The following is a 26,546-nucleotide window of genomic DNA, read 5'->3' as shown; positions in this document are numbered from 1 at the left end:
AGCCGTCGGCGGTCGGGCCGGCGGCGTCCGCGTCGCTCAGCGGGTGCGGAGACTGCTGGTGTACACGTCCGTACGGTTCCGTGGTGCGCCGGAGTGGGTCTCGGTGAGCACCGCCCGTACTCCCTTGCCGGCTGCCACCAGGCCTTGGTAGTCGCCGAGGAAGTAGCCCCCGGCGAACGGCGCCTGGAGCCAGTCGAAGACCCGCGAGATCCGTCGTTCGGTCTGGAGCTTCGGGTCTCCGTGCGGCAGTGTGGCCAGCTGGTAGGCGGTAGGCAGGGTGGTGGTGTCGCCCGGCTTGAGGAAGCGCAGGTCGTAGTAGGTGAGCGCGACCGTGCCCCGCTCGGCGACCGCGATCGACGGTGAGAAGGCGGGCACGCCTTCCGGGCTGATCAGCTCGGGGGTCCCCCAGGTGCGTCCACCGTCGGTGGAGCGCACGAGCTGGACGGAGTCGAACCTGCCGCCGGAGAAGTCCGAGCCCTCGTAGGCCATGTACAGCCTGCCTGTCTTGGGGTCGACGGCCGGGCTGGGCAGGGTGGCGGCGGCGCGCAGCAGTTTGGTGGGGTCGTTCGGGTCGACCTCCGGTACGGAGGTGTCCCGGGCCACGGTGGCCGGGGCGCTCCAGGTCTCTCCGGCGTCGGTCGAGGTGACCATCTCGTAGTGGGCTTCGATGACGGTGCTCAGGTCGTCGGAGTACGTGATCCGGTCGAAGAAGTCGTACAGGGTGCCGGTGCGCCGGTCGGCGACGATCACATGGCCGATGGTCTGGGTGTTGGGCACGGTGCTGGTGTCGACGAACGGCCGGGCCTTGCTCCAGGTGCGGCCGCCGTCGCGGGTGAGGGAGATGTAGCCGGGACCGTCGAGGGAGCTGGAGCCGGGTGGGTTGTTGTCGAGGCGGTTCCAGACCTGGTAGGCGGTGCCCTTGCGGATCGGGTCGGCGGTGAGTGAGGGCTTGTCGTTGAAGAACGGCTGCTTGTCGACGTGCGTGGTGGTGAGGTTCCGCCAGGTGCGGCCGCCGTCGCGAGACGTGGCGGCCAGGAGGGCGCTGCGCGTGCTCTTCGTGAAGTCGACACCCTCGCCGCTGGCGTAGACGGTGCCGTCCGGTCCGGTGCTCACCCAGGGGTCGGAGGCCCGTTCGAAGTCCGCGCCGCCGGGGGCGCACAGGCTGAACGGCAGCGTGCTCCGGTGGAAGGTGTGGCCGTCCTTGGTCCAGCCGGCCGCCAGGCCACGGGCGCCGCCGTCGTTCCAACGGTCCTGCTGGAACACGGTGACCACGCGCTTGGGGTCACGCGGATCGACGGACAGGTACGGCTCCACCTCGGTGGCCGGGTAGACGATGCTGTCGGGGGACCTCGCGCCGATGGTGCAGTCTGCGTACGGGTCGCCGTGGGACACCTTGACCAGTGGTGTGCCGTCGGGGTTCCGGTCTGCTGCGGCGGGAGTCGCGCCGGTGACCGTGACGAGCAGGAGCGCGGCGGTGGTGACGGCGGTCAGGGGCAGGAAGACGCGCATGAGGGATCTCCTCCGGGCCTGTCGGCCGGGGTACGGGACCGCCGTCATCGCGGCGGCCTGGAGCGCGGAGGCGTACCGGAACGCGAGGGTGGAGGCGACTCCGCTTGATCCTTTTCGGCGTTGTTGCCGGTGCCCTTGATGGGCCGAACGGCGGAGTTCCCCGGGGTCGTAGAGGAGCACGGCCAAGGAGCCGACCGGCGGTGTACCGTGCCGGTCGGCTCCTTGGCCGTGCTGTTACGGCGCCGTCTCGCAGAGCGCCGGAAGGGCCGTGGGCCGTGTGGCAGTTGACGATGTCGGCGGGGTCGGCCATGGCTCAGACGGGATGGTAGAGCGGGATGACCTGCTGGACCTCTTCCACGGTGGGGATGAGTCAGGGCATCGGCACGGACAACCTCGACGCGGACAGCGGCACGATCATCGCCCGCCCAGAAGGAAGACTCCATCACCGCCGGCACATCCAGGCTCGCGGCCGTTCAGGACGGCGGCGAGCTCGGTGTTCATGACGTCGCGGACCTCGAAGCGGTGACGCCCCTGGCTTCGAGTCGGTCGGCTCCACCATCGCGAGTGCCGCGGTGTCGAGACGGGCGCGGGCGAGCCACCCACCGGTGGACCGGTGCTGCCGTCACCCCGTAGGCACCGCGCCGGGTGCACCGGCCGGACTGGTTGCCCAGCCGTGCGCCGATTGATCAAGTGATCGGCTGCGTGGTCCCGTCAGGCAGCGTGCAGGCGTAGTCGGCGTAGGGGCGTGATGTGTTCTGTCCGCAGACGGCCGTGCACTCGTCTCTGGTGATGCTCGGAAACGAGGCGGCCTCGGCGCTGACAGCGCCGACGGCGCTCATGCCGGCAAGGGTTGCCGCAGCCAGGGCTAGGCCTCGTGCGGGGCGCCCGTGCTGAGTAGGAGGGCGCCGTCGTCCTGAGACTTGTCCTTGCCGAAACCGAACGAAGGCGCCTGAGAGGAGGAGGAAGTCATGCGCATCCGAGGAATCCTGAGGCCCGCGAGGCGAGGCTGGGCGGTGGCGGCCCGGCCCCGGAGAGGCATGGCGTCACCGCCCTCGACCGGCCGCATCGGTACGCCGCGCACGTCGGTAAGGAGCTGGGCGACGTCGATGTCCTTGGCGTCGAGGTTGCCCACCGAGGCCGCGTTGTGTCCAGGCAGGCCGGGGGTTGGGGAGGAGACGGGCCGTGCCCTGCCTCCGATCGGTACCAGCGGCCGGCTGCCGCGCGCGGTCCTCTAACGCGGTTCGTGGGCCGCCGCCCGGCAGGCACCGTTCGCGGCGCCGCCCGCCACTCCGGCCTCGGTCAGCCCGGTCACACAACTCTGCATGTCTCCGACCACGCCACGGCTGCAGGCCGCTGTGACGGAGTCGGAGGCGGTGCCACCGGCCTGTCCGGCCATCTGTGTGCAGGCAGGGATGTCCGCCTGGACTGCGGGGGCGGCGAGGACCGCACCGCCGAGGGTGAGGGTCAGGCCGGTGAGGACACCGGCGATACGGGTCGACGTGTGCATGGGACGCACCTGCCTTCCGGGTCGGTCGCGCGGTCCTGGTCCCGGCGGGCCGGATCCGCGCGGTAACGCCGCCTGGCGACGCTCGGTGAGTGGTGCGCCTGGCCGGCGGGCTCACAGACTGACCGCACGGTTCTGCGTTGCAGCCATTGAGCCGCACCGGGACATGGTCACCAGGCCGAAGGAGATGGCCCCGGACCGAATGAGACGCACTCGGACCTCCACTCGCGGGCCCCTCACTCCAGCGTCGCATCCTCTCCCCCGCTCGTCCTGGGCACCACAGGGAGCGGTCGCACTGAGTAACTACGACTGTGCGAAGCGCGGTAGCCGGCCCGTCCGGCCGACCAGGTGCTCGGATCGGACGGCCCAGCGTCCCGCCGGGCCGGTCCCCTGCACACGAAGGTGTAGGTCAGTGTGTGATTTGCCGCGACCGCGGCACGCCAGCCCTGAGGAACTGTGGGCGGCCGTCAGGCAAACCGGCCGACGTCGAGGACAAGGACTGGGCACCCCACCGCCACGTAGACGATCCAGCGGCGCCTGCGAAGCATGGCGTCGACCATAGTTGCGGGGGCATCTCCGAGTGCGGCCGCCGCCCCTGCGACCAGCGGTGGCTGCCAACTCCACTTCGGGCACTCGGCATTCCCTTCGGTTGTGCGGGTTGCGTAATGTCGTGACCACCACCGTGGCCCGGCGTGCTGCAATGCCAATGATTTTTCGATGACGTGGGCGGCGTAGGAAGTGGAGGCCTCGCGGTGGACGGTGGATCTCCTCAAGTGCTTCGGTTCGAGGTGCTCGGGCCGTTGCGAGCATGGCGGGGCGGGATGCCACTGGATCTGGGGCCGGTCAAGGGGCAGGCCGTGCTGTCCGCGCTTCTGCTGAGCCAGGGCGCCATGGTGAGTCATGAGCGGCTGCTCGACGCGGTGTGGGGGCTGGGGTTACCCGCCGGCGGTCGCAAGGTGCTGCCCACGCACGTCAACTCGCTGCGCAGGACGCTTGATCCGGACGGCACCCCGCCCGCGGAGTCGGTGATCCGCAGCGGCAGGGGCTGGTACCGCTTCGCCGTCGAGGGGGTCCGGCTCGACACGACGGATCTGGAGGATCGGGGCGGCGAGGCGATGCGGTCCGTAGCGGCCGGAGACTTGGCCACCGCCGCAGATCAACTGTCCGCTGTCATCGGGCTGTTCCGGGGCGAGCCACTGGCCGGCTTACCGGGACCGTTCGCGCAGGAGGAACGGCGGCGATGGGAGGAGCGGCGGCGGACGCTCCGGCTGGAGTGGCTCAAGTGCCTGGTTCTGCTGGGCCGTTACGGGGAGGCCCTGGACGGCCTCAGCGGGGTGGCGTCCGCCTCTGACCGCTACGACGAGTCACTGACGGCCCTGCGCATGCGGGCCCTGTACGGCTGCGGCCGGCAAGCGGAGGCGCTGAACGCCTTCGAGGACTTGCGCGTACGGCTGCGGGACGAGCTCGGCGCCGATCCCGGTGAGGAACTGCGCCGGGTCCACGAAGCGGTGCTGCACCAGGACAGCACCTTCCTCCAGCGCCCGCCGACGACCTCCCCACCGCGCGAGAGCGCCGTGCCCGCCGAGCTCCCCCACAATGCCGCCGGATTCGTCGGCCGCACCGGCGAACTCATCCGGCTCCACGCGCTGTTCCCGCCCGCGCAGGAGCAAGGACCGGCAAACACTGTCGTCATCTCCGCCATCGGCGGCGCTGCCGGCATCGGCAAGACCGCGTTGGCCGTGCACTGGGCGCACCAGGCGCGCGACCGCTTCCCGGACGGTCAGCTCTACGTCAACCTGCACGGCTTCGACCACGACCGGCAGCCCCTCGAACCCCGCGAGGCCCTCGAACTGCTGCTGCGCAGCCTCGGCCTCGCGGCGTCGGAGATCCCAGCGCGCGCCGAGGCCCAGGGCCGTGTGTTCCGGACCCTGCTTGCCGACCGGCGCCTGCTCGTCCTGCTCGACAACGCGGCCTCGGCCGAGCAGGTGCGCCCGCTGCTCCCAGGCAGCCCGACCTGCTGCGTCATCGTCACCAGCCGCAACCGCCTCGGCGGCCTCGTCGCCCACGACGGGGCCCACGCCCTGCCACTGGATCTCCTCCAGCCGGACGAGGCCCGCGCGCTGTTGGGCCGGACTCTCGGCGCGGACCGGGTGGCCGCCGACGAGCACGCGGTGGGCGAGCTGATCCGGCTGTGCGGCAGCCTGCCCCTGGCCTTGCGGGTGGCCGCCGCCCGGCTGGCGGGGGATCCGGGCCTGCGCCTGGCCGACCTGGTCGCCGAGATGACCGCGGGCAATCGGCTGGCGGCCCTGGAGCCGGACGACGACGCCGGCTCTCCTTTGCGCACCGCCTTTTCCGTGTCATACCGGGTCCTGGCACCGCCCGCGCGCCGGCTCTTCCGCCTGCTTGGCCTGTTCCCCGGGGCAGAGTTCACCGCCGAGGCCACGGGGGCGCTCGCTGACGCGCCACCACAGCAGGCCCGACGCCTGCTCAGCACGTTGGCCGCCGCCCACTTGATCGAGCCCACAACGGTGGGCCGGTACCGGTTCCACGATCTCCTTCGCGCTTACGCGCACGAGTGCGCGCAGGCGGAGGAGACTGCGGCGGATCGCGACGCCGCGCTGGAACGGCTCCTGCTCTGGTACCTGCACGCGGCGCGCGCTGTCGGGGGAACCTGGCTCTTCCCGGAACTGCCCCCCGGCCTCGGCCACGGCGGTCAACCGGGCCTGCCAACCGCCACCGGATCCTCCCCATGGCTGGAGGCGGAACAGGCCAATCTGCTCGCCGTCATCCGCCATGCCGCCCACCATGGTCCCCGCCCGGTCGCGTGGCACATGGTCAACGCACTGTTCGGATACTTCTTGCTTCGGCTACCGCGCGCAGCGTGGCAGGCCACCACGCAGGCGGCACTCGACGCGGCCACGGCCGAAGACAACCTGTTCGGCCAGGCAGCCATGCACGTCAGCCTCGGACTGGTCCAGGCGGACCAGGGGGATCCCGACCAAGCGCTGGAGCATCACACCCGCGCACGGGACATCAGCCGGGAACTCGGCTGGGCGACGGGCGAGGCAGTGGCCATCGGCGGCCAAGGTCAGGCGGAGTGGTACATGGCGCGTCTGCACAGTGCGCACGAACATGTCACCACCGGCATGCGGATCGCCCGGGAAGCCGGAAATCTCTACCTTGAAACCTTGGGGTTGATGGTCACCGGTCTGGCCTGTCGGGATCTGGGCCGATTGCACGAGGCGGCCGAGCAGTTCGAGCTGGCCATCAGCCGAAGCAAATGGATCAGCTGGTGGGACGACAGCCTGGCCCTGGAAAATCTGGGCTGGGTGTACTGGGAGCTCGGCCGCCTGGCCGACGGCCTCGACGCCCTTGCCCCCAAGGGGGCCGCCGGCGAGACGGACGGGAGCCGCAACGCCCGCGCCACGGTGCTCAACGCCGTCGCCAAGATCAACATCACGCTCGGCCGGCACGACGAGGCACTGGAACAGGCCATGCGCGCCCTTGCCAAGGCCCAGGACACAGGACGGCGCTGGATTCAGGCCAGCATTCTCAACACCGTGGCCGCTGCCCACCGAGAAATGACGCATTTCAACCGAGCAATGCAGGTCGGCTCGCAGGCACTCGCCCTGGCCCGCGAGTCGAGATACGTCCGCCTCGAGGCGGACGGTCTCCTGGACCTCTCCCTCACCCTCAAGAAGTTGGGCCGTATTGACGAGGCCCGCGCCCACGCCGAGCAGGCCCTGGCCCTGGCACGCGCCCGCTCCTTCCGCGTCGTCGAGGGCCAGGCACTGACCGCCCTGTGCGACATTGCAGCGTCCGAAGAAGCACACGCCACAGCAGTCGAGTTGGGCCGGGAGGCCCTGACCATCCATCGAGAGACCGGCCACCGCCCCGGCGAGGCCCGCACCCTCTTGGCGCTCGCCCGCGCCCACCGGAAGACCGACGGCCCTGCCGCTGAGTTGATGAGACAACAGGCATGGGACATTTTCTCGGACATCGGCGTGCCCACGAAGGAGGACGAGGATCTCGATCAGTGACTTCCCACAGCCGACCCTGGGGGGCCAAGAAGTCATCGCTGCACCTGAGGTAAGTGCGGATCAGTAGTCTGCGACGCTGTGGCAGCGATCGGTTCGCTGGTGTACCGCGCGGTTCAGGGACTGCCATCACTGCCACAGCTGCTGCTCCGGCAGTGAGACGTCGATGGAGGCCGAAGTGCTGGTCCAGCGGTACGAGAACACAGCGGCGCCTCCAACCAGTCCGCCCGCCGATACGGCGTGATCTACCCATCACGCCCGCTGTTCTTCACCTTCACAGAAGAGGTCTGACTCGCAGCCGCCTCGTCCCGCGCCCCACGCATCCAAGGACCGGTCCACAGCCTTCTTCAACAACCTTTAGCCGAACCGTCGTTCACTCCCAGGGGTCTCAAGAGCCTCAACAGGCCGGAACCCGGACTCCCGTCAGGAACGCGGCGAGGATACGGCGCAGTCGGGGCTCCACCTCGACGATCGCGTGCCCGAGCCGGGGGTCGTCGCCGTAGAGTTCCCGCAGGCGCGGGCCCGGGCTGGCCATCTGCCACAACGCACCGGCCATGCCCGTGGCGGTGGAGATCATGTCGAGGACCTGCTCTTCGGTGAGACCCAGCAGGCGGCTCAACTCGCTGCCGATCAGGTCGACTTCGTGCAGCGTGACGAGCTTGAACGTGCGTACTGCCTCCAGCGACACGTTGCGCTCCAGGTTGAGCGGCGCCTGCGCGAGCAGATCGCAGAACATGGGGCGCGCCGCCAGCGTTGCGGCGAAGACCTCGGCGACGTCCGTGGGGGTCGCCTCGCTCCGCGCCGCCAAGTCGGCGCGGAGCGAGGCTGACCATTCCCGCCAGCCCTCCGCGGTGAGCTCGAGAAAGATCTGCTCCCTCGTCTCGAAGTAGCGCAGCAGGGCCGACTTGTGCATGCCCACTTCGGTGGCGATGTCGGTGAGGGTGACGTCGCGGATGCCGCGTCCCCGGCCGAGCGTCCGGGCCGCGTCCAGGATCGCCCCTTCACGCGCTTGCTTGGCCTCGGCGCTGCGCGCCCGCTGGAAGGCTGGCTGACTCATGGGGCCATCATAGGAACACTTAACGGAACGACGTTGCGTTATTTAGAGAACAGTGTTGCACTACATGCATGAGTGAAGACGTACGCACTACGCAGCGGGTCTGGTTCATCACCGGTTCGTCCCGCGGATTCGGCCGCGCTCTGGTCACTGCCGTCCTCGACGCGGGTGATCTCGTCGTGGCCACCGCCCGTCGCCCCGAGGCCCTCGCGAAGGACCTGGCGGAGTACGGCGACCGCGTCCTCGCCCTGCCGCTGGACGTCACCAGCCCCGACGCGGCACGCGCGGCGGTCGAGGCCGCGCTCGCCCGCTTCGGCCGCATCGACGTACTGGTGAACAACGCGGGGTACGCGAACGTGTCTCCGGTCGAGACGTCGGACGACGACGACTTCCGCGCCCAGTTCGAGACCAACTTCTGGGGTGTCTACAACGTGACCAAGGCGGCACTGCCCACCCTGCGTCGGCAGGGGGCCGGCACCGTGGTGCAGTTCTCCTCGGTCGGCGGGCGCGTCGGCGGGTCCCCGGGCATCGCCTCGTATCAGGCGGCCAAGTTCGCGGTCGACGGCTTCAGCCGGGTGCTGGCCGCGGAGGCCGCGCCGTTCGGGGTGCAGGTCATGGTCGTCGAGCCGAGCGGCTTCGCCACCGACTGGGCCGGCTCGTCCATGACCGTCCACCCTGTTCCCGACGCCTACGACGAGACCGTGGGCGCGATGAACCGGCGGGTGCGCCAGGGCACGGCCGGCGGCGCCGGCGACCCGGAGCGGGCCGCCGCGATCATCGTGCGTACGGTGCGGCACGGTCGGGTCCCGGGCCATCTGCTGCTCGGGGTGAACGCGGTGACCATGGCACTCGACTACTCCCGCCGCCAACTGGCCGAGGCGGGCGCCTGGGAACAGGTGAGCCGCTCGGCCGACTTCGTCGAGCCGTACCCCGTAGACCTGCCGCCGCAGGCCGAGCGTGCCATCCCATGAGCTGGGACCGCCCCCAAAGCTGTCCGCTACCGCCTCGCGCTCATGTCACAGGCGGGTCGCCGGCCGAGGACACCGCCAGCGCCCTGTCAACAACGTACGACCCGCAACAGCCAGGGCCAGCAAGAGGTGGAAGCGCTGATGGCCGGCATCCGCGAAGTCGACCCTCTTCCCTTCGCCCACGAGAACAGCGAGTGGGTCGAGCTCTTCGACAACCCTCGCGGGGGCATGTACACCTGACGGGAGTCCCCGCCTTCAAGGGGAAGCGCCAGCGCAGGGCCCTGTGGCCACCAGGAAGCCGCTGTGCGCCTAGGCGGGGTGCCCGCCCCATCTGCGCCATGACACGCGGCGACGGTCGCCCACCCGCATGGAAATGCACCAATGATGAAGGCCCCGGCCTGCGAGCCGGTCGGGGCCTTCACCCGATGGAGGATGCGCACCCTCCCCGCAATGTCCCTATCGGGCCGTGCCGAAGTCCTGGGTCCAGTAGCTGCCGGGCTGCGCGAGGCCGATGCCGATCTCCTTGAACGAGCAGTCGAGGATGTTGCGCTTGTGGCCCGGGCTGGACATCCAGCCCGCCATGACCTTCTCGGGCGTGGAGTAGCCGTAGGCGACGTTCTCGCCGTAGGAGCTCCAGCTGTAACCGGCGCGCGTGATCCGGTCATCGGGCGACGACCCGTCGGAGCCCGTGTGGGACATGTTCCGGTGGGATGCCATGTCCTTGCTGTGGTCCTGAGCGGCCTTGGTCAGCTTCGCGTTCATGGTCAGCGGGGAGCATCCGGCCTTGCTGCGCTCGTTGTTGACGAGCGTCAGCACGCGGGCCGTGTCCCCGGATGCCGGTGCGGCCGTAGCAGGTGCGCTGGGAGACGCGGTGGTCCGCGGAGCGCTGGGAGACGCGGTGGTCTGCCGTGCGCTGGGAGACGCCGTGGACCGCGGAGCGCTGGGAGACGCGGTGGTCTGCCGTGCGCTGGGAGACGCCGTGGACCGCGGTGCGCTGGGAGTCGCAGTGGGGCTCTTCGACGCTCCCGCAGTCGGCTCGTGACCCCAGGACGAACCCGTCCACCGATGGTGGGAGCTCGCCTTCTCCCAGTGGCCGGAGGGGCGACCGCCCGTATCACCCTGAGTATCCAGGCAGGCCATGGCGACGGAGGGCACACCCACGGCTCCTACGGCTATGACAGCGATGGCTATCGGCCGGCGGTACGACTTCTTGCGGTGCTTCCTCATGCGTGACCTCGCTCGGTGATCGCGGAGCGCCCCCAGGGGGTCCGGCCCTGCCCAGTTCCTGCACCAGGGCCGCGGAGACGCCTTGCGGCCGACATTCTTGGAACTGCTGTCGGGGTGCGGCAACAGGCGGCAGTACTACCTCGGCCCGTAGAGATGGATGGCTCTTGAAACAGGCGCGCAGGCGTGCTGGTCCGGCTCTCGAGGTGGCGACGAGGTCTGTTGGTCCGTCAGAAGCCGTTGCTCGCCGCACGAACGGGCGAAAGCGTTGAGCGGGTCGAATACCGCTCGATCCGGCTGGGAGTATTTCTGCAACAAGACCGATAAAACGCACTATGCCGTCAAGCCTCGATCTACTATGCGACGACCTGAGAGCCAAAAGTCTGTGTGGCTGATGTCACGGGACGACGAGTGCGCCGGCCTCGCCGTGCCGCCGGTGGTGCAGGCTCCGTTTGTCGCGGATCACCGCTCTCCAACGCGCGCTCGCATGACGGGAGCCACCCGGGGCAGCGACGCGCCGGGGCTCCGGCCCTCACGACACCTCGCAGCAACCACGTGAATCGGCCGCACAAGCCACTCGGTGTACCAGCGGGCGAACGTCACAGGCATCCCGTCGTCATCGCGAGCAGCGGCACGAGGCCGGCATCGTCAGGGCTCACTCAGGCGTACGGCGAGGGCGGCGACGTCGTCGTCAAGGCGTTCTCTGCTGTGGCGCAGGAGATCACGGTGAAGAGCCGTGAGCAGTTCGCGGGGCGGCGTCGGGGGCTGTCGACGCATCCAAGCTGCCAGCGGGAAGAACTCGCCGTCGCGGGCGCGGGCCTCGGCGATCCCGTCGGTATAGAGAAGGAGCAGGTCGCCGGGGGTGAAGTCGAAGGTGTCGACGTTGTACTGATCGCCGATCAGCTCCGAGAGGCTGAGCAGCGGCGAGGGGGTGGCCGACTCGAGGGCACGGAGTCTCCCGCGGTTCAGGAGCAGTGGCGGGGGGTGTCCGCAGTTGAGGATGCCGATACGTCTGCCGTCGTGCGGGATCTCGACGAGAAGGGCGGTGGCGAAGCGCTCCATCGGCCCCTCGGGCGGAAAGGCGGCGTTGTAACGGGTGCTGCTGGCGTCCAGCCTGCGTGCGACGTTGACCATGTCGGGCTCGCCGTAGGCCGCCTCCCGGAAGGCGTTGACGATCGCCGCGGCCGCCCCCACTGCAGGCAGACCCTTGCCCCGCACGTCACCGATGAGCAGCCTGACCCCGTACGGCGTGTCGACCACCTCGTAGAAATCCCCGCCGATGCGGGCCTCCGCCGCGGCCGCGAGATACAGCGACTCGACCTCGATGCTGCCGAAGCGGCGTGGCATAGGGCTCAGCACCACCTGCTGCGCCGCGTCGGCGACGAGCCGTACCTGAAGGAGGGTGCGCTCCCGCTGGAGCCGGACATGGCTTCCGTACGCGGCGGCCACGGTGACCGCGATGATCCCCGCGGCCGTCCACCACGTTCCCAGACCAGGGAAGACGAGACTGAGGCCGATCATCAGAAAGAGGCAGACCGTCCCGAGCAGGACGGTGGGGAGGACCGGCCACATGGCGGCGGCCAGGGCCGGCGCCGCAGGCAGGAGGCGGCTGAAGGCCATTTCCGGCGGAGTGGCGTATGCCAGGCTGGCGATGACGACGGTCAGGATGACCGGCGACAGCCGTACAAGCCTTCCTGGGCCGGGGCGCCTACGGAGCCGCGGCCGTCCGGACTCGATCACATTTCCCAGAATATCTACGTAATGAGGGCATGGCGCTCTGACGAACAGGGTCGACTGATCAAAGTCCGATTGTGTCTGCAACATGCCCGAACCTGTTTACTTTCCAGAAATCAAGCCGTAGCCTCAGATCGAAACCACAGACTCGGGCACATCCGGGCGAGACGTCGGAGGCAGACGGACATGTACGCACCGGAGCGGCAGCAGGAGATCCTCCGTCTCGCGCGTGACGGTGGACGCGTGGACGTGCTGTCACTCGCCGAGGAGTTCCAAGTCACCGCGGAGACCATCCGCCGTGACCTGAAGACCTTGGACAGGGCCGGTCTCGTACGGCGTGTGCACGGCGGTGCCATACCGGCCGGGCGGCTCGACTTCGAGCCCGACGTCGCCGAGCGCGAGGGCACCGCGGCCGACGAGAAGGACCGCATCGCCCGGCTCGCGCTCGCTGAGCTGCCTGAGGACGGCACGGTGATCCTCGACGCGGGAACCACCGTCGCCCGCCTCGCCGCGGCCCTGCCCCTGGAGTCGACGCTCACCGTCGTCACCCACGGCCTGCCCGTCGCGGCCCGCCTCGCCGACCACCCCGGCATCCAGCTGCACCTCGTCGGAGGCCGCGTCCGCCACCGCACCCGCGCCGCCGTCGACGCCTGGGCCCTGCGGGCGTACGGGGAAATCCGTGCCGACGTCCTCTTCCTCGCGGCCAACGGGTTCTCCGCCGAACACGGCCTGACCACGCCCGACCTCGCCGAGGCCGCCGTGAAGCGCGCGGCCGTCTCCGCCGCCCGCAGGGTCGTGCTGCTCGCCGACGCCGCCAAGTACGGGCAGGAGCACTTCGCCCGCTTCGGCGACCTGGGCGACGTGGACGTGCTGATCACCGACAGCGGCCTCAGTGACGCGGACGCCGCCGCCATCGAGAAGGGCGGCACGGAGGTGGTCCGCGCATGAGCCCCCCGACTCCGGAACCGGCTCCAGACACCGGGGCATCGGCATCGGCCCCCACACCGGCATCGGCTCCGGCACCCCCCACGCAAGCCACCACGGAAGACACACGCGGCATGATCCTCACCGTCACTCCCAACCCGTCCCTGGACCGCACCTACGAAGTCCCCGCACTCGACCGGGGCGAGGTCCTGCGCGCCACCGACGAGCGCATGGACCCGGGCGGCAAGGGCGTCAACGTCTCGCGGGCCGTCGCCGCCGCCGGCGCCCCCACACTCGCCGTGCTCCCGCTGGGCGGCGCGCCCGGCGCCCTGGTCGCCGAACTCCTCGACGCCCAGGGGATCAGCGTCGACCCCGTACCCGTAGCCGGACAGACACGGTCCAACATCGCGCTCGCCGAGCCGGACGGAACCCTGACGAAGATCAACGCGTCGGGGCCCGAGCTCACTCCGGAAGAAGCCGAGTCGCTACTGACCGTCGTCGGCGAGCGCTCCGCGGGCGCCGACTGGATCGCCTGCTGCGGCAGCCTCCCGCGTGGCCTCGCCCCGTCCTGGTACGCCGAGCTGGTCGCCCGCGCCCACGCGGCCGGCGCCCGTATCGCTCTCGACACCTCGGGCCCGGCCCTCCTCGCGGCCCTGCGCGAACGGCCTGACGTCGTCAAGCCGAACGGGGAGGAGCTCGCCGAGGCGGTCGGACGTCCGCTCGCCACCGTCGGCGACGCCCTCAAGGCGGCCGAGGAGCTGCGGGACCTCGGAGCGCGCGCCGTACTCGCCTCCCTCGGCTCGGACGGGCAGCTGCTCGTGGACGGCACGGGCGCCTGGTTCGCCACCGCCCCGGTCGACACCGTCCGCAGCAACGTCGGAGCGGGTGACTCCTCCCTGGCCGGCTTCCTCATCGCGGGCGGCACCGGTCCGCGGGCGCTGGCCTCGGCCGTCGCCCACGGCGCCGCGGCGGTCCAGCTCCCGGGCAGCGCGATGCCGACCCCGGCCGACCTGGACCCGGACGCGGTGACTCTCACGTCGGACGTCCCGCTGGACCGCGCACTGAAGGAGCCTGCGCCATGACGGCCTGCACCCCGCCCCTGACTACGCCCCGTCCGGTCGCTTCCGGCCTGATCACTCTCCACCCGGTCGCTTCCGTCCTGATCACCTCCCCCGCTCCGTTCCGGAGCCGCCGTCCCCGCGGCGAAACCCCCGTCCCCACCCCCGCCGCCAAGGCGATACGCGTGCGAAGGAGCCCGCGATGAGCGAGATGATCACCGCGGACCTGGTCGATCTCGACCTGTCCGCCGACACCAAAGAGGCGGCGGCCCGCGCCCTCGCCGAACGGATGGCCGCCCGGGGCCGGGTGACCGACCTGGACGGCTTCCTGGCCGACGTCGCGGCCCGCGAGGCGCAGATGCCGACCGGCCTCGACGGCGGCATCGGCATCCCGCACTGCCGTAGCGAGCACGTCACCGAGCCGACCCTCGCCTTCGGCCGCAGCGCCGACGGGATCGACTTCGGGGCGCCGGACGGCCCGGCCGACCTGATCTTCCTCATCGCCGCGCCCGCCGGAGCGGACGACGCCCACCTCACCATCCTGTCTTCGCTGGCACGGCAGTTGATGGACGAGGACTTCAAGGCGGCGCTGCGCACGGCGACCGACACGGGGGCCACGGCGGCGCTGATCCGCGGGGACGAACCCGAGCCCGCGCCCGAGCCGGAGCCCACGCCCGAGCCCACTACCGAGATGGAGCCCACGCCCGAGCCCGAGACCGCTCCCACGGCCCCCGCCTCGAAGTTCAAGATCGTGGCAGTCACCTCCTGCCCGACCGGCATCGCCCACACCTACATGGCGGCCGAGTCCCTGGAGAAGGCCGGCCTGGAGGCGGGGGACGTGGAGGTGGTGGTCGAGACGCAGGGCTCGGCCGGGTTCACCCGTCTCGCCCCGGAGGTGATCGCCGCCGCGGATGGCGTGATCTTCGCGCACGACGTGCCCGTACGGGAGAAGGACCGCTTCGCCGGGAAGCCCACCGTCGACGTCGGCGTGAAGGCCGGCATCAACCGGCCCGCCGCACTCATCGGCGAGGTACGCGAGAAGGCCGCGCGCGGCGAGACGACCTCGGGCGCCGCGTCCGCGACCCCCGTGGACCGGGCCGGTGACGCCGGCGACGGCTACGGCACCAAGCTGCGCAAGTGGCTGATGAGCGGCGTCAGTTACATGGTCCCCTTCGTCGCGGCCGGCGGTCTCCTCATCGCCCTCGGCTTCGCGATCGGCGGCTACACCATCAACAAGGCGCCGTCCGTCGCCGAGCACTTCGTGTGGACCCAGACCGACAGCTGGGCCGCGCTGCTCTTCCAGGTCGGCTCCGTCGCCTTCGCGTTCCTCGTCCCGGTCCTCGCGGGCTTCATCGCGTACGGGATGGCCGACCGGCCGGGGCTCGTGCCCGGGTTCGTCGGCGGTTCGATCGCGCTCACCATCAACGCCGGCTTCCTCGGCGGCCTCGCCGCCGGTCTCATCGCGGGCGGCGTCGTGATGGCGATCCAGAAGGTGCACGTGCCCCCCGTGCTGCGGGGGATCATGCCGGTGGTCGTCATCCCGCTGATCTCCTCCGCAGTGGTCGGCTTCCTGATGTTCCTCGTCATCGGCAAGCCCATCGCCTCCCTCCAGCGCGCCCTGACGGACTGGCTGAACTCCCTGTCCGGCGCCAACGCGATCATCCTCGGAGTCGTCCTCGGCCTGATGATGTGCTTCGACCTGGGCGGCCCGCTGAACAAGGTCGCCTACGCCTTCGCGGTCGGCGGCCTCGCGAACCCCACCGAGGGTTCGCTCAAGGTCATGGCCGCGGTGATGGCCGCCGGCATGGTCCCGCCGCTGGCCATGGCCCTCGCGACGACCGTGCGCGGCCGGCTCTTCACCAGGACCGAGCGCGAGAACGGCAAGGCGGCCTGGGTGCTCGGCGCCTCGTTCATCACGGAGGGCGCGATCCCGTTCGCGGCGGCGGACCCGCTGCGCGTCATCCCCGCCTCGATGGCGGGCGGCGCGGTCACCGGCGCCCTGTCGATGGCCTTCGGCTGCACCCTGCGCGCCCCGCACGGCGGCATCTTCGTGGTCCCGCTGATCGGCAACCCGTTCCTGTACCTCATCGCGATCGCCGCCGGTGTCTGTGTGTCGACGGCCTTGGTCGTGATCCTGAAGGGTATGCGGAAGTCCGCGCCCGAGGGCGGGGCGGACGGGGCTGGCGACGCGACGGCGCAGAAGGGGGAGGAGCCGAAGATACCGGTGGCCGCCTGACAGGAGGTTCCGGTGGCCGCCTTACAGGAGGTTCCGGTGGCCGCCTGACAGCAGATACCGGTGGCCACCCGACAGTTCTGAACTGCCCGCTCATGCCAGATACGTCATGGTCCGGGACCAAAATCCCGGCCTGACCTGCACGTTTGCCGAGAACCGGTAGTTGCGCGTGGAAGCACCGACCTTCTGGTCGCGGACCGGGGTCAGGGTGCCGTCGACGATCCGGGCCCCTCGACTACGCCAGCGGGTCCCACCGCCTGCTCAACGGCCAGGAGCGGGCGCAGCCGCTGGATGACCCGGCACACCGTTGCCGACGAGCAGCCGAACATCGGCGCGAGCTGCCGCATGGTGCGGTTCGTGCGGCTGTAGACGGGCCACAGGAACGTCCCCGGCTGCTGAGACGCGGGAGGCCGGGCTCGTCAGACGTCTGTGCCGCATGCTGCCTCGCCGATGTGCGGCGCCCGACGCCGCGAGGCACTCTGGAAAGTGATCTGACCGGACGCAGGCTCCCGGCCTGCCGGGTTGCTGCCCGTCGTCGGGGAGCGACGCATGGAGGCGATCGGCCCATGGCACCGGACGACGAGCTGCTCAAGATCGACGCAGCGGGTGTCGTGGTGGCGTGGAGCCAGGAGGCCAAGTCCCTTTTCGACCACACAGCATCCGAGGCACTCGGCCGTCCCGTCATAGAGCTCCTGCCCGGACCGTGGGCTCCGGCCGGCGCCGACCCCGACCGTCGTTCCGACAGTCCAGGGGCGGACCCAGGCCTCGTGATGCGGCCCGTGACGCTGAGCGACGGTGGCTTGGGCTGGGCTTTCAACCTGCTCCAGTCGGAGGAGGGCGGGGATGCGCGCGAGCATGCTCTCCTGAAGGCGTTGTTCACGCAATCGCCTATCGGCATGCAGGTGCTGGATCCCGATCTGCGAGTCCTGCGAGTGAACACTGCAGCGTCAGGGATGGCCGGTTTCGACCACGCGTACACCCTCGGTCGCCGACTCATTGACGTGTTCCGGCTGTCCGACCCCGAAGAGTCCCTGGCAATGGTGCGCCGTGTGCTTGCCACCGGCGAACCTGCACTGGACAGGCTCGTGCGCGTCCGCCCGCCCAGCGACCCGGACCATGAGCATGTGTACTCCGTCTCCGTGTTCCGGCTCCAGGATGCCGACGGCCGCGTCCTGGGCCTCTCCGCGGCAGAAGTGGACGTCACCGTGCGCGAGCGTGCCCTCGCCCGCACACGGGTCCTCAACGACGTACGGAATCACGTGGGAACGTCGCTGGCGCTGGACGCCACCTGCACCGAACTCGTCGACGTGCTCGTACCTGCCTTCGCCGACGCCGCGGTGGTGGACCTGCTGGACCCGGTCGTCCGGGGCGACGACCCCCCGTCGGCGCCGGTGGGACCCGACGTGCCCCTGCGACGGATGTCCGTCGCGTCGGCGGACCGTGAACAGAGCTCGACGGGGGCCGGTACAGCCCCATTCCGCTTTCCGGCAGCGTGGCTCCAGTCCCTGACCGACCTGCGGCCCCAACTGATCACGTACCAGCCTGACGACGCCCCCGCCACCGATCCGCGGAGCTCGAGGTCCACGCGCGCACCAGCCTCGCATTCCGCCATCGTCACCCCGCTCACCCTCCGGGACCGCGTATACGGGACGCTGAGCCTCTACCGTGCCCCTGACCGCGACCTGTTCGTGGACGAGGACCTCGACCTCGCACTGGAGGTCGCCTCCCGTACCTCACTGCATATCGACAATGCACGCCGCTACACCCGAGAACACACCGTCGCCCTGGCCCTGCAGCGCCGTCTCCTTCCCCAGCGCCCAGAGCCGCTGGCAGCCGTGGAGAGCGTCCAGTTCCACCAGTCGGTCGATGCCGGCGGCGGCTGGTTCGACCTCTTCCCGCTCTCCGGCGCGCGCACCGCCCTCACCGTCGGCCGCGTCTCGGGTACCGGCATCCAAGCTGCCATGGCGATGGGCCAGTTGCGCACCGCCATCCACACCCTGGGCGCGCTCGACCTGGAACCCGACGAACTCCTCGCCCGCCTCGACGACACGGTGGTCCGACTCGCCGACGAACGCACCGGCCTGCCACCCGGCGACCACCTGCGGAGCCAAAAACTGACCGCCGACTGCCTCTACGGGGTCTACGACCCGTTGAGCAAGAGCTGCGTCATCGCCCTTGCCGGAGGCCCGCAACCCGTCATCGCATACCCCGACGGAACAACCGAGACAGCCGACATTCCCGTCGCTCCCCCACTGGGTTCCGGCGAGAAAGCACCGTTTGCCGGTACCCGTCTCGACCTACCCGAGGGGAGCGTCATCGCGCTGTGCACCGACGCGTTTCTGTCCATGGGCGAGGCCGGGACGAAGGCCGGCCAGTACCGTCTGCGGCAGATCCTCGCCGACAGCGGACGGCCGCTGGGCGACCTCCGCGACGAAGCGGTACGCACCGTGCCGGCTCCCTCTCCCGGCACCGACGCCGTATTGCTCCTCGTGCGGACGCACACACTCGATCCCGGCCTCGTCGCCACCTGGGAGCTGCAGGTCGACCCTGCGGCCGTCGCCACCCTCCGAGCGCGCACCCGGCGTCAGCTGGCCGAATGGAACCTCGACGAGCTCGCACTCACCACGGAACTGATCGTCAGTGAACTGGCCACCAACGCCGTCCGTTACGGCGCCCCGCCCATCACGCTCCGCCTGATCAAGGGCCGTACGCTCACCGTCGAGGTCAGCGACTCCAGCCCCGTCTCACCGCACCTGCGTCATGCGCAGACCAGTGACGAAGGCGGCCGCGGCCTGTTCATCTGTGCGGAACTCGCACGGAGCTGGGGCGTACGCTTCAGCGACGGCAGCAAGACCATCTGGACCGAGCAAGAACTCCCCCAGCCGGCATAGAAGTTGGCGTCGCCGGTCAGGTCTGAGGCCGAGTCGATCCGCACCATCCACGGCGCGCTGGACCGGGGCATGAACTTCCTCGACACCGCCGACATGTACGGCGCGGGCCTGAGCGAGGAGATCGTCGGCCGCGCCCTGGCCGGCGGGCACCGCGACCGCGTCCCGCCCCGCGCCCACGCCCGCGTTGTTCACGAGCAGCCCCGGCGAGGGATGCTCGGCGGCCACCCTTCTGCCGAGTTCGGCGGCCGAGTCGGGCTGTACGTGGATCCGGACCGACAAGAAGTACATGGCCCCGCGAGCAGGTGCCGTATGCGGAGGGTCAGTTGGGGGTCGGGTCCAAGGCCAGGACGTGCTCGACCAAGGAGATCAGGACCTCCTTGCCGGACTCCCGGTCGCGTACGTCGCACAGCAGCACCGGGGTGTCGGCGGTCAGGTCGAGGGCGCGCGCCACCGCATCTTGGCTGTGCGTTCGGATGCCGTCGAAGCAGTTCACAGCGACGATGAAGGGGATGCCGCGGCTCTCGAAGTAGTCGATGGCGGGGAAGCAGTCCGCGAGACGGCGGGTGTCGGCGAGGACGACCGCGCCCAGGCAGCCCGTGGCCAACTCGTCCCAGACGAACCAGAAGCGGTCCTGGCCCGGGGTGCCGAAGAGGTAGAGGGCCAGTGTGTCGCGCAGGGTGATCCGGCCGAAGTCCATGGCGACCGTCGTCGTGGACTTCGTGGCCACGCCCTCCAGGCTGTCCACCGGGCGTGAGGCCTCGGTGAGGGGTTCCTCGGTGCGCAGCGGGCGGATCTCACTGACCGACTCCACCAGCGTGGTCTTCCCCACGCCGAAGCCGCCGGCGATCAACAGCTTGAGAGCGGTGAAGTCGGCGGGCGCCGGGTGCGCGGCGCGGTCAGAGTGCACGGAGGCCATTGATCACTTCTCGCAGGAGGTGGGCGGAGACAGGTTCTTTCCCGGCGGCGGTGGACTCGGGCGGGGTGATGCGGATCAGTCCTTGGGCGGTGAGGTCGCCGAGCAGGACGCGTACGACGCCGAGCGGCAGGCCCGAGTCCGACGCCAAGTCCGCTACCGGGCGCGGCTTTTGGGCGCACTGAGCCAGCAGGCTGCGCTGCTCGGGCGGGATCGGGCCGCGCGGGGTGGCGGTCGTGGAGCGGACGATCGCCATCAGGTCGACGTGTTCCGCGCCGTTGTCCGTACGCGCGCGGCCCGCGGTCATGGCGTAGAGGCGGACCAGAGGGCCGGCCTCCGCGTCATAGCGGTCGGTCCAGGGGTCGGGGTCCCGGTCGGCGGCGTCGGGCGTCGGTCGGCGGCCGGATGGCAGGTCGGTCACGACGTCCCGCCGTCCGGCGTCGGGGCGCCGTCCGTCCTCGCGGGTACGGCGAGGTGCTCACGCACACGCTCGACCAGCAGGGCCATCTCGTAGGCCACGAGGCCGATATCGGCGTGCCCGTCTGTGAACACCGCGATGCAGGACCCGTCGCCCGCGGCGACCACGAAGAGGAAGCCACCGTGCAGCTCGACCATCGTCTGGACGACGCCGCCCGCGTCGAAATGGCGGCCCGCGCCCTTGGCGAGGGAGTGGAACCCGGAGGCGATGGCGGCGAATCGCTCGGACTCGTCACGCCCCAGGCCGTGGGAGGCGCCGACGCACAGGCCGTCGGTGGAAAGCATGACCACGTACCGGACCTCCGCGACACGGTCGACCAGGTCGTCGAGGAGCCAGTCGACAGCGCCCGCGCCACCCGTGCCATGGTCGTCGGGGTTGTCACCCAGGTTCGTGACGGTGAAGGTCGGGGTCATCGGTTTCGGAATCCTTCTTCGGTCGCGGTGTGAGGGTGGGGCGCGGCATGTGGGGCGCCGGACGGGCTCCCGGGGGCGGACGGTGGGCCCGGCTCGCTCCGAGTCGCGGACGCGCGGCGCCGACCGGAGCGCAGGGACGCCATCGTGGCGCGCGCGGCCTCCGGGGATCGGACGGCCGGGCCCTGGGCCGGCCGCGGACCAGCGCCCGCGTTCTCGTCGCCGCGCAGTTCGGGGGCGAGGCTGGCCTGGCGCACCCGGCGCGGCAGACCGTCCTCGGAGTCATCGCTCGAGGTGGCTTCCGCGGTGACGGCGAGCGAGGGCTGCGTCGGCTGGGGGGCCGCGTGGCGGGCCCGAGTGGGGAGTTGGAGGGGCGCAGGGTGAGTGAGCGGTGGCTCGGGCTCATGCTCCGGTCGGGGGATCGGTTCCTGTTCGGGGCGCTGCTGTGCCGGTAGGGGAAGGGCGACCGGATCAGAGGCCGGTACGTGACCGGACGCCCGAGGCTCCGGCTCCGGCAGGGGCCGCAAGCCTGGGTGCGGTGCCTCCAGAAGCTGCTGCGGAACGAAGACGACGGCGGTGACGCCGCCGTAGACCGAGCGGCGCAGGGTGACGTCCACGTGCTGGCGCTCGGCGAGGCGGTTGACGACGAACAGGCCGAGCCGACGCGAGTCGAGGAGGTCGATGTCCGCGGTCCGGATCTTCTCGTTGGCCGCGGCGAGCGCCTCGTCGCCCATGCCGAGACCGCGGTCCTCGATCTCCAGCACGGCACCGGCCCCGACCTCCTCTCCGCGCACCACCACGGGGGTGTGCGGGGGCGAGAACGCGGCGGCGTTCTCCGTGAGTTCGGCGATCAGGTGGACAAGGTCGGCCACCGCCGTGCCTGCCAGACGCAGATCGGGGATGTCGTGCAGTTGGACGCGGTCGATGTCGGCGGTCTCCGCGATGCCCGAGCGTACGGCGTCGATCAGCGGGACCGGGTTGCGCCAGGAGCGGCCGGGCGCGGAGCCGGACAGGATGAGCAGGGACTCGGCGTGGCGGCGCATCCTGGTCGTCAGGTGGTCCAGACGGAACAGGTCTTCCAGGTCCGAGGGGTTCTCGGTACGGCGCTCCATCGCGTCGAGGAGCTCCAGCTGGCGGTGGAGCAGCACCTGGCTGCGGCGGGCGAGGCTGACGTAGACGCCGGAGACTCCGGTGAGGACGGCGGCGCGGCCCGCGACGGCGCGCAGGGCGGCCCGCTGCACGGTGGTCAGCGCCGCGCCGACCTGGCCGATCTCGTCCCGGATGGGGGTGCGGGCGAGCGGGGCCTCGGCGTCGAGGTCGAGGTCGTCGCCACCGTGGATGCGGCGGATCGCGGCCGGCAGCCGGCTGGCGGCGAGCTCCAGAGCGGAGTTCCGCAGTCCGGTGAGGTCGTCGACCAGGCCGCGCCCGATACGTACGGAGAGCAGCAGCGAGAGGACCACACCGAGCAGGCCGAGGGCCACCGCCAGGCCCGAGCTTCCCAGAGTCGCAAGGGAGTACGGCTCCGCGTCGGCGCCCGTGTCGACGGCGCCCCGCTCCGCTGCGGCAAGCCCGGCCAGGGTGTGTCCCGCGAGGGAGTGCCACTCCCCCGCCGGCACGGCGGACACGGCCCCTTCCTCACCGGCGTCGAGGACGGCGTCCTGAGCGGTGGCGAGTTCGGTGGCGCTGCGAGAGGCGAGAACGGTGCGGTAGCGGGCGGCACCCTCGGCCCGCAGGTCGGGCACCGCTGCCTTGGTGAGCCCGCGCTGCTGGGCGACGTCGCCGATGAACGCGCGGTACTGGCCGGCGGACATGGTGCCTCTCGCCTGCGCAGCACCGAGCACGGCATCCTGGCGGCTCAACGCCTCGCGGGCACGGGCCAGTTCGAGGACGGTGCGGGTGTCGGAGGCACGGTCGGGGCGGTCGGCGCCCGCGAGCCCGGCGCGCACCGCAAAGGCCCGGTCGACGGACGTGCTGTAGCCGGAGAACACGGCGGCGGCGTCGTGGGGAGTCTCTCGCTGCTCGGGGAGAGACCCCGCGCTCTTGACCAGAGCACTGATCCGGTCGGGCAGCTGGGCGTCGAGGGCCGCAAGATCGGTGCTGCTGGAGCGGATGCCCGCGCGCAGAGCAGCGACGGCCCTGTCCGTGCGGGACTGGGCAGCATCGAAGTCACGGCGGGCAGATGGGCCGGGAGCGGCCCGGAACTTCAGGGCGGCGGCACGCTCGTCCTGGACCGTGGTGGTGAAGTCCGCGATCGGCTGCACCAGGGCCGAGTTGATCTGCCGCAACTGCTCGGTGGACGAGACCTGCGACGCGGTGGTGACGGCAGCGTGCCCCCACAGGGCCATCAGCGAGAGGACCGGCACCGTCAGCAGGGTGACGACCTTCGCTCGGATCGACTTGGGGCGCCACCGTTCGGGCAGCGGAAGGCGTGCGGGCATGACCAGGGATCTCCTTGGCGGTGCAGGAGTGTTGAGGGCGCGCGAAGTGGCGTTCGGCCCGGGGAACGGTGGCCGCGTGCGACGTGGCGAGAAATGCGCCACGGAGATGACTCAGGCGGCTCAGGGAGTCCGGATCAGGCGACCGGAAGCTCGACCTCGTGCAGCGGCCGGGCCGCGGCCTCGCCCTCGGCGCGCTCTCGCGCCGTCGGGGACAGAGCCACGAAGGCGCAGGTGAGGAAGAGGAAGGAACCGAGGACCACGGCGAGCGGCAGGATGAACGCGGTAGCGCTCGCGCCCGGCAGAGGTGCGTTGCTCGCATGCACGTCCACGGTGACCGCGGCCATGCCGGTGTAGTGCATGCTGCTCACCGCGAGCCCCATCACGAGGGCGGCGACGGCGGCAACGGCCGGGCCCCGCACGGAAAGCGCGGCCCACAGCGCGGCGGATGCCGCAGCGATCGCGATGACGACGGAGGCGGAGACGACAGCCGGGCTGTACGAAATCGTGCCGTTGAGCTCTACGGCGGCCATGCCGATGTAGTGCATCGCGGCCACACCCAGTCCGGTGCCGACGCCACCGAACAGGATGGAGCGCACGCGGGACTTGCCATATCCGGCGGTGAAGACTCCGGCGCCGACGACAGCGATGGCGACGAGGAGGCTGAGCAGGGTGAGCGGGATGTCGTAGCGGATCGCGGTGCCGTCGACGGCGTAGCCGAGCATCGCGATGAAGTGCATGGTCCAGATTCCGGCACCGATCGCGATCGACGCGCTGACCAGCCAGTTCCTTTTGGACCGTCCCTCAGCTGTCAGGGCGCGCACCGTGCAGCGCAATCCCAGCGCGGATCCGACGACGGCCATGGCGTACGACAGGACCGGCGTGGCCCAGCCTCCGGCCATGTGGTGCATGTGACCCACGGGTTTCCTCTCACTGTGCTGTGTCGGCCCCCCGGCGACCGGGACGCTAGCACGCAGTGGATCTCTGTCCATGGGGACCAGAAATGCGCCTGCAGGCGGGTTACTGGACGGTAAAGCCCTGGTTCAACGGCCTTTCGCGCATCGGCTCTTCATATCTCGCCCACATTGGTGCGACTCTTGTCACGCCGCACATCGAAGCGCTTCAGACACCCTGGACGAGACGCTCAGTTCCGGACGTCTGGGACATACCCGTTCAACTCAAGGCGGGGCTCGTGGCGCTGGAGTTGAGAGCAGCCGACTCGGAGCCGGCCGACACTCCCGCCCAGCCGGCACATGTGCCGCACGGCAGCGCTGCGCGCGGCGCCCCCAGGGGCAACCCATGCTCCACCGAGGTGCAACACACGGCGGCCGCGCTGCCCGTTCCGCAAGCCCTCACACGCCACCGGCAGGGGGCGGAGGGATCCTTCTGCCTGCTGTGCACACCGGAGTTCGACCGCGTCACGGTGCAGGTCATGGCGTGCGGCGGCGGCTTCACCGGGTGAAGGTGAAGCCGCCGCCGCGCCGTTGAGTCCGTCAGGACGGGCAGCCGGAGTCGGCGATCACGAAGGTGCCGGGCGAGGTTTCTTGCAGGGTGTGGGTGGCGTAGACGTTGTACAGGCCCATGTTCTGGTTGGAGCCGTTGGCATAGACGTAGCCGAGGCTCTGGTGGGCGCGTCCGGCAGCGACCTGGTTGTAGTTGTTGTCCGTGTAGCACTGGTGGGTGGCACCGGTCGTGGTCGCCTGCGCCGACGTGGAGGACGCGCCTACGGCCCCGGAGGCGTCCACGGCGGCCACGGTGTAGCTGTACGTCGTGCCGGGGGCGAGCCCGGTGTCGGTGTACGAGGTCGAGGAAGGCGAGCCGACCTGGCTGCCGCCGCGGTAGACCCGGTAGGAAGCTGCTCCGTCGACGGCGGTCCAGGACAAGGACGCCGAGGTGTCGGTGGTGGCGGTGACGCCGAGTCCGGACGGCGCGGGCAAGGAGCCACCACCGTCGGTGGCGTCGAGGCCCCAGGAGTGCCCGATCCAGTACGAGGCGCAGATGTTCGTGTCCGGCAGGTACTGGCTGGCCGTGCCGCACTGGGTGGCCCCGGCGCCGGGGTCGACGGCCTGCCCGTGCGACATGCCCGTAATGCTGTACGACTCGACGACGCCGCGGCCGGAGGTGTCCCGGTAGACCTTGTGCGGGTAACCCTGCACGGTGTCGCTGACGTCGGCCGTGGCGTCGGTGCCATGGACGTTGGCCCACTGCTCCACGAGCTCGGTCATGTTCATCGGCGCCACAGTGGTGTCCTGGGAACCCTGCCACACCGCCACCGTCGGATAGGGGCCGCCGTAGCCGGGGTAGGCCGCGCGGACCTTGTCGCCCCACTGCTGCGGGGTGAGGTTGGTGCCGGGGTTCATACAGGTCAGGCCGTCGGTGACGGTGCGGGCGCAGTCGAAGGGGAGACCGGCGGCCACCGCGGCGCCGGAGAAGACGTCCGGGTAGGAGGCCGCCATGACCGCAGTCATCGCCCCGCCTGCGGACAGGCCGGTGACGTAGACACGTGAGGGGTCGGTCCCGTAGTCGGCCGCCATCTTGTCGACCATCTGCTTGATGGACAGGGCCTCGCCCTGGCCGCGCGAGAAGTCGGACGACTGGAACCAGTTGAAGCACGAGTTGGCGTTGTTGGCGCTCTTCTGCTGGGGCAGCACCAGCGCGAAGCCCCAGACATCGGCCCACTTGGTCCAGCCGGTCTCGCCGTCGAACGCCGAGGCCGACTGGGTACAGCCGTGCATGGCGACAACCAGCGGGCGCCCGGACGGCAGTCCGTCGGGGACATAGCGGAACATCTGCAGGCTACCGGGGTTGGAGCCGAAGCTCGTCACCTCTTGCAGGGACGCGGCCTGCGCCGGTACCGGGGACAGCAGCCCCAGGGTGAGTGCGATGACGGACAGCACCAGTGCGACGGCGGACCCGGAGCGCGGCCGCCATCCTCGGCCGGCGGACCGCCGCCCGCGTCGGAAGCGGCGCCGCGAGGATTGAGGGGAAGCAGGATGCATCGTGCCACCAGGTGATCGCGATGGATGGGGAGAGGGACAACCCCCGGCCCTGGCCGGCCGGCACCGAACAGCGGCACACGTCCCGGGAGTTACGGGGACGTTACGTCCGGCCGGTCGGCGACAGTAATGGTGACGCGCCCCACCTCGAAGGGGTGCGGGCTGTGGGCCGTCACCG

At 70.6% G+C, this 26,546-nt stretch carries 20 protein-coding genes and 1 pseudogene; 8 read left to right on the top strand and 13 right to left on the bottom strand.

The window, feature by feature from the left end; translation table 11 throughout:
* Positions 1-36: 36 nt before the first annotated feature.
* The 3 genes from CG723_RS09010 to CG723_RS08995 all read right to left on the bottom strand — a co-directional run bounded on the left by CG723_RS09010 (position 37) and on the right by CG723_RS08995 (position 3,016).
* Entirely contained in the window at positions 37-1,509 is a 1,473-nt protein-coding gene (locus tag CG723_RS09010; protein ID WP_100592759.1) for a sialidase family protein, read from the bottom strand.
* A gap of 865 nt (positions 1,510-2,374) precedes the next feature.
* Positions 2,375-2,641: a hypothetical protein gene (locus CG723_RS09000; protein WP_100592758.1), complete on the bottom strand. Its 267-nt coding sequence runs from the start codon at positions 2,639-2,641 to the stop codon at positions 2,375-2,377.
* Between the two features lie 99 nt (positions 2,642-2,740).
* Positions 2,741-3,016 (bottom strand): hypothetical protein, encoded by a 276-nt coding sequence (locus CG723_RS08995; RefSeq protein WP_100592757.1) that lies wholly within the window; start codon positions 3,014-3,016, stop codon positions 2,741-2,743.
* Between the two features lie 818 nt (positions 3,017-3,834).
* Between CG723_RS08995 and CG723_RS08990 the strand changes: the two genes are divergently transcribed.
* Positions 3,835-7,053, top strand: coding sequence for an AfsR/SARP family transcriptional regulator (locus CG723_RS08990; RefSeq protein WP_234374216.1), 3,219 nt, complete (start codon positions 3,835-3,837; stop codon positions 7,051-7,053).
* 394 nt (positions 7,054-7,447) lie between these two features.
* Here the strand turns inward: CG723_RS08990 and CG723_RS08985 are convergent, their stop codons facing one another.
* Positions 7,448-8,107, bottom strand: coding sequence for a TetR/AcrR family transcriptional regulator (locus tag CG723_RS08985; protein ID WP_100592756.1), 660 nt, complete (start codon positions 8,105-8,107; stop codon positions 7,448-7,450).
* 68 nt (positions 8,108-8,175) lie between these two features.
* Here CG723_RS08985 and CG723_RS08980 point away from each other — a divergent pair, with 68 nt between their 5' ends.
* Together CG723_RS08980 and CG723_RS48900 are read left to right on the top strand one after the other, a co-directional pair.
* Entirely contained in the window at positions 8,176-9,075 is a 900-nt protein-coding gene (locus CG723_RS08980) for an SDR family NAD(P)-dependent oxidoreductase (protein ID WP_100592755.1), read from the top strand.
* Positions 9,076-9,117: 42 nt separating this feature from the next.
* Positions 9,118-9,312, top strand: coding sequence for an SUKH-4 family immunity protein (locus tag CG723_RS48900; protein WP_324902804.1), 195 nt, complete (start codon positions 9,118-9,120; stop codon positions 9,310-9,312).
* A 216-nt stretch (positions 9,313-9,528) separates the two neighbouring features.
* On the opposite strand, the gene CG723_RS49150 is transcribed toward CG723_RS48900, so the two are convergent.
* The gene (locus CG723_RS49150) at positions 9,529-10,299 is read right to left on the bottom strand and encodes a CAP domain-containing protein (RefSeq protein WP_100592754.1); all 771 of its coding nucleotides are present in this window, start codon (positions 10,297-10,299) and stop codon (positions 9,529-9,531) included.
* A gap of 645 nt (positions 10,300-10,944) precedes the next feature.
* Positions 10,945-12,036 carry a PP2C family protein-serine/threonine phosphatase gene (locus CG723_RS08970; RefSeq protein ID WP_100592753.1) on the bottom strand — a complete coding sequence of 364 codons (1,092 nt, stop codon included), beginning with the start codon at positions 12,034-12,036 and terminating at the stop codon, positions 10,945-10,947.
* A gap of 180 nt (positions 12,037-12,216) precedes the next feature.
* Here CG723_RS08970 and CG723_RS08965 point away from each other — a divergent pair, with 180 nt between their 5' ends.
* The 3 genes from CG723_RS08965 to CG723_RS08955 all read left to right on the top strand — a co-directional run bounded on the left by CG723_RS08965 (position 12,217) and on the right by CG723_RS08955 (position 16,248).
* Positions 12,217-12,978, top strand: coding sequence for a DeoR/GlpR family DNA-binding transcription regulator (locus CG723_RS08965; protein ID WP_100592752.1), 762 nt, complete (start codon positions 12,217-12,219; stop codon positions 12,976-12,978).
* A gap of 110 nt (positions 12,979-13,088) precedes the next feature.
* Complete coding sequence (pfkB, locus tag CG723_RS08960) at positions 13,089-14,036, top strand: 1-phosphofructokinase (RefSeq protein ID WP_100592751.1); 948 nt, start codon at positions 13,089-13,091, stop codon at positions 14,034-14,036.
* 178 nt (positions 14,037-14,214) lie between these two features.
* Entirely contained in the window at positions 14,215-16,248 is a 2,034-nt protein-coding gene (locus tag CG723_RS08955) for a PTS fructose transporter subunit IIABC (RefSeq protein WP_100592750.1), read from the top strand.
* 132 nt (positions 16,249-16,380) lie between these two features.
* On the opposite strand, the pseudogene CG723_RS08950 reads toward CG723_RS08955, so the two are convergent.
* Positions 16,381-16,616, bottom strand: a pseudogene (locus tag CG723_RS08950) (helix-turn-helix domain-containing protein); the annotation flags it as partial.
* Positions 16,617-16,811: 195 nt separating this feature from the next.
* On the opposite strand from CG723_RS08950, the gene CG723_RS08945 reads away from it, so the two are divergent.
* Entirely contained in the window at positions 16,812-19,136 is a 2,325-nt protein-coding gene (locus tag CG723_RS08945) for a SpoIIE family protein phosphatase (protein WP_100592749.1), read from the top strand.
* A gap of 319 nt (positions 19,137-19,455) precedes the next feature.
* Here the strand turns inward: CG723_RS08945 and CG723_RS08935 are convergent, their stop codons facing one another.
* The 5 genes from CG723_RS08935 to CG723_RS08915 form a co-directional block, all read right to left on the bottom strand.
* Entirely contained in the window at positions 19,456-20,052 is a 597-nt protein-coding gene (locus CG723_RS08935) for a GTP-binding protein (protein WP_100592748.1), read from the bottom strand.
* Entirely contained in the window at positions 20,033-20,470 is a 438-nt protein-coding gene (locus CG723_RS08930) for a DUF742 domain-containing protein (RefSeq protein WP_234374214.1), read from the bottom strand. The genes CG723_RS08935 and CG723_RS08930 overlap by 20 nt, the downstream gene beginning before the upstream one ends.
* Complete coding sequence (locus tag CG723_RS08925) at positions 20,467-20,913, bottom strand: roadblock/LC7 domain-containing protein (protein ID WP_442802552.1); 447 nt, start codon at positions 20,911-20,913, stop codon at positions 20,467-20,469. Before CG723_RS08925 ends, CG723_RS08930 begins: the two co-directional genes overlap by 4 nt.
* A gap of 23 nt (positions 20,914-20,936) precedes the next feature.
* Positions 20,937-23,375 carry a sensor histidine kinase gene (locus tag CG723_RS08920; RefSeq protein ID WP_100592746.1) on the bottom strand — a complete coding sequence of 813 codons (2,439 nt, stop codon included), beginning with the start codon at positions 23,373-23,375 and terminating at the stop codon, positions 20,937-20,939.
* 134 nt (positions 23,376-23,509) lie between these two features.
* Positions 23,510-24,292, bottom strand: a complete 783-nt coding sequence (locus CG723_RS08915) for an MHYT domain-containing protein (RefSeq protein WP_100592745.1) — start codon at positions 24,290-24,292, stop codon at positions 23,510-23,512.
* Between the two features lie 83 nt (positions 24,293-24,375).
* On the opposite strand from CG723_RS08915, the gene CG723_RS08910 reads away from it, so the two are divergent.
* Positions 24,376-24,834: a hypothetical protein gene (locus CG723_RS08910; protein ID WP_100592744.1), complete on the top strand. Its 459-nt coding sequence runs from the start codon at positions 24,376-24,378 to the stop codon at positions 24,832-24,834.
* Positions 24,835-24,865: 31 nt separating this feature from the next.
* On the opposite strand, the gene CG723_RS08905 is transcribed toward CG723_RS08910, so the two are convergent.
* Positions 24,866-26,272, bottom strand: a complete 1,407-nt coding sequence (locus tag CG723_RS08905; protein ID WP_100593763.1) for an extracellular catalytic domain type 1 short-chain-length polyhydroxyalkanoate depolymerase — start codon at positions 26,270-26,272, stop codon at positions 24,866-24,868.
* Positions 26,273-26,546 lie beyond the last annotated feature (274 nt).

This window comes from Streptomyces sp. CB01635 (genome assembly GCF_002803065.1).
In the GTDB taxonomy this organism is placed as follows: domain Bacteria; phylum Actinomycetota; class Actinomycetes; order Streptomycetales; family Streptomycetaceae; genus Streptomyces.
This window is presented reverse-complemented; position numbering and strand designations above follow the sequence as displayed.

Excerpts from the sequence above, each read along its gene's own strand:
- CG723_RS09010 (WP_100592759.1), bottom strand. The coding sequence starts at position 1,509 with ATGCGCGTCTTCCTGCCCCTGACCGCCGTCACCACCGCCGCGCTCCTG.
- CG723_RS08995 (WP_100592757.1), bottom strand. The coding sequence starts at position 3,016 with ATGCACACGTCGACCCGTATCGCCGGTGTCCTCACCGGCCTGACCCTC.
- CG723_RS08990 (WP_234374216.1), top strand. The coding sequence starts at position 3,835 with ATGCCACTGGATCTGGGGCCGGTCAAGGGGCAGGCCGTGCTGTCCGCG.
- CG723_RS08985 (WP_100592756.1), bottom strand. The coding sequence starts at position 8,107 with ATGAGTCAGCCAGCCTTCCAGCGGGCGCGCAGCGCCGAGGCCAAGCAA.
- CG723_RS08980 (WP_100592755.1), top strand. The coding sequence starts at position 8,176 with ATGAGTGAAGACGTACGCACTACGCAGCGGGTCTGGTTCATCACCGGT.
- CG723_RS48900 (WP_324902804.1), top strand. The coding sequence starts at position 9,118 with ATGTCACAGGCGGGTCGCCGGCCGAGGACACCGCCAGCGCCCTGTCAA.
- CG723_RS49150 (WP_100592754.1), bottom strand. The coding sequence starts at position 10,299 with ATGAGGAAGCACCGCAAGAAGTCGTACCGCCGGCCGATAGCCATCGCT.
- CG723_RS08965 (WP_100592752.1), top strand. The coding sequence starts at position 12,217 with ATGTACGCACCGGAGCGGCAGCAGGAGATCCTCCGTCTCGCGCGTGAC.
- pfkB (WP_100592751.1), top strand. The coding sequence starts at position 13,089 with ATGATCCTCACCGTCACTCCCAACCCGTCCCTGGACCGCACCTACGAA.
- CG723_RS08955 (WP_100592750.1), top strand. The coding sequence starts at position 14,215 with ATGAGCGAGATGATCACCGCGGACCTGGTCGATCTCGACCTGTCCGCC.
- CG723_RS08945 (WP_100592749.1), top strand. The coding sequence starts at position 16,812 with ATGGCACCGGACGACGAGCTGCTCAAGATCGACGCAGCGGGTGTCGTG.
- CG723_RS08935 (WP_100592748.1), bottom strand. The coding sequence starts at position 20,052 with ATGGCCTCCGTGCACTCTGACCGCGCCGCGCACCCGGCGCCCGCCGAC.
- CG723_RS08920 (WP_100592746.1), bottom strand. The coding sequence starts at position 23,375 with ATGCCCGCACGCCTTCCGCTGCCCGAACGGTGGCGCCCCAAGTCGATC.
- CG723_RS08910 (WP_100592744.1), top strand. The coding sequence starts at position 24,376 with ATGCGCCTGCAGGCGGGTTACTGGACGGTAAAGCCCTGGTTCAACGGC.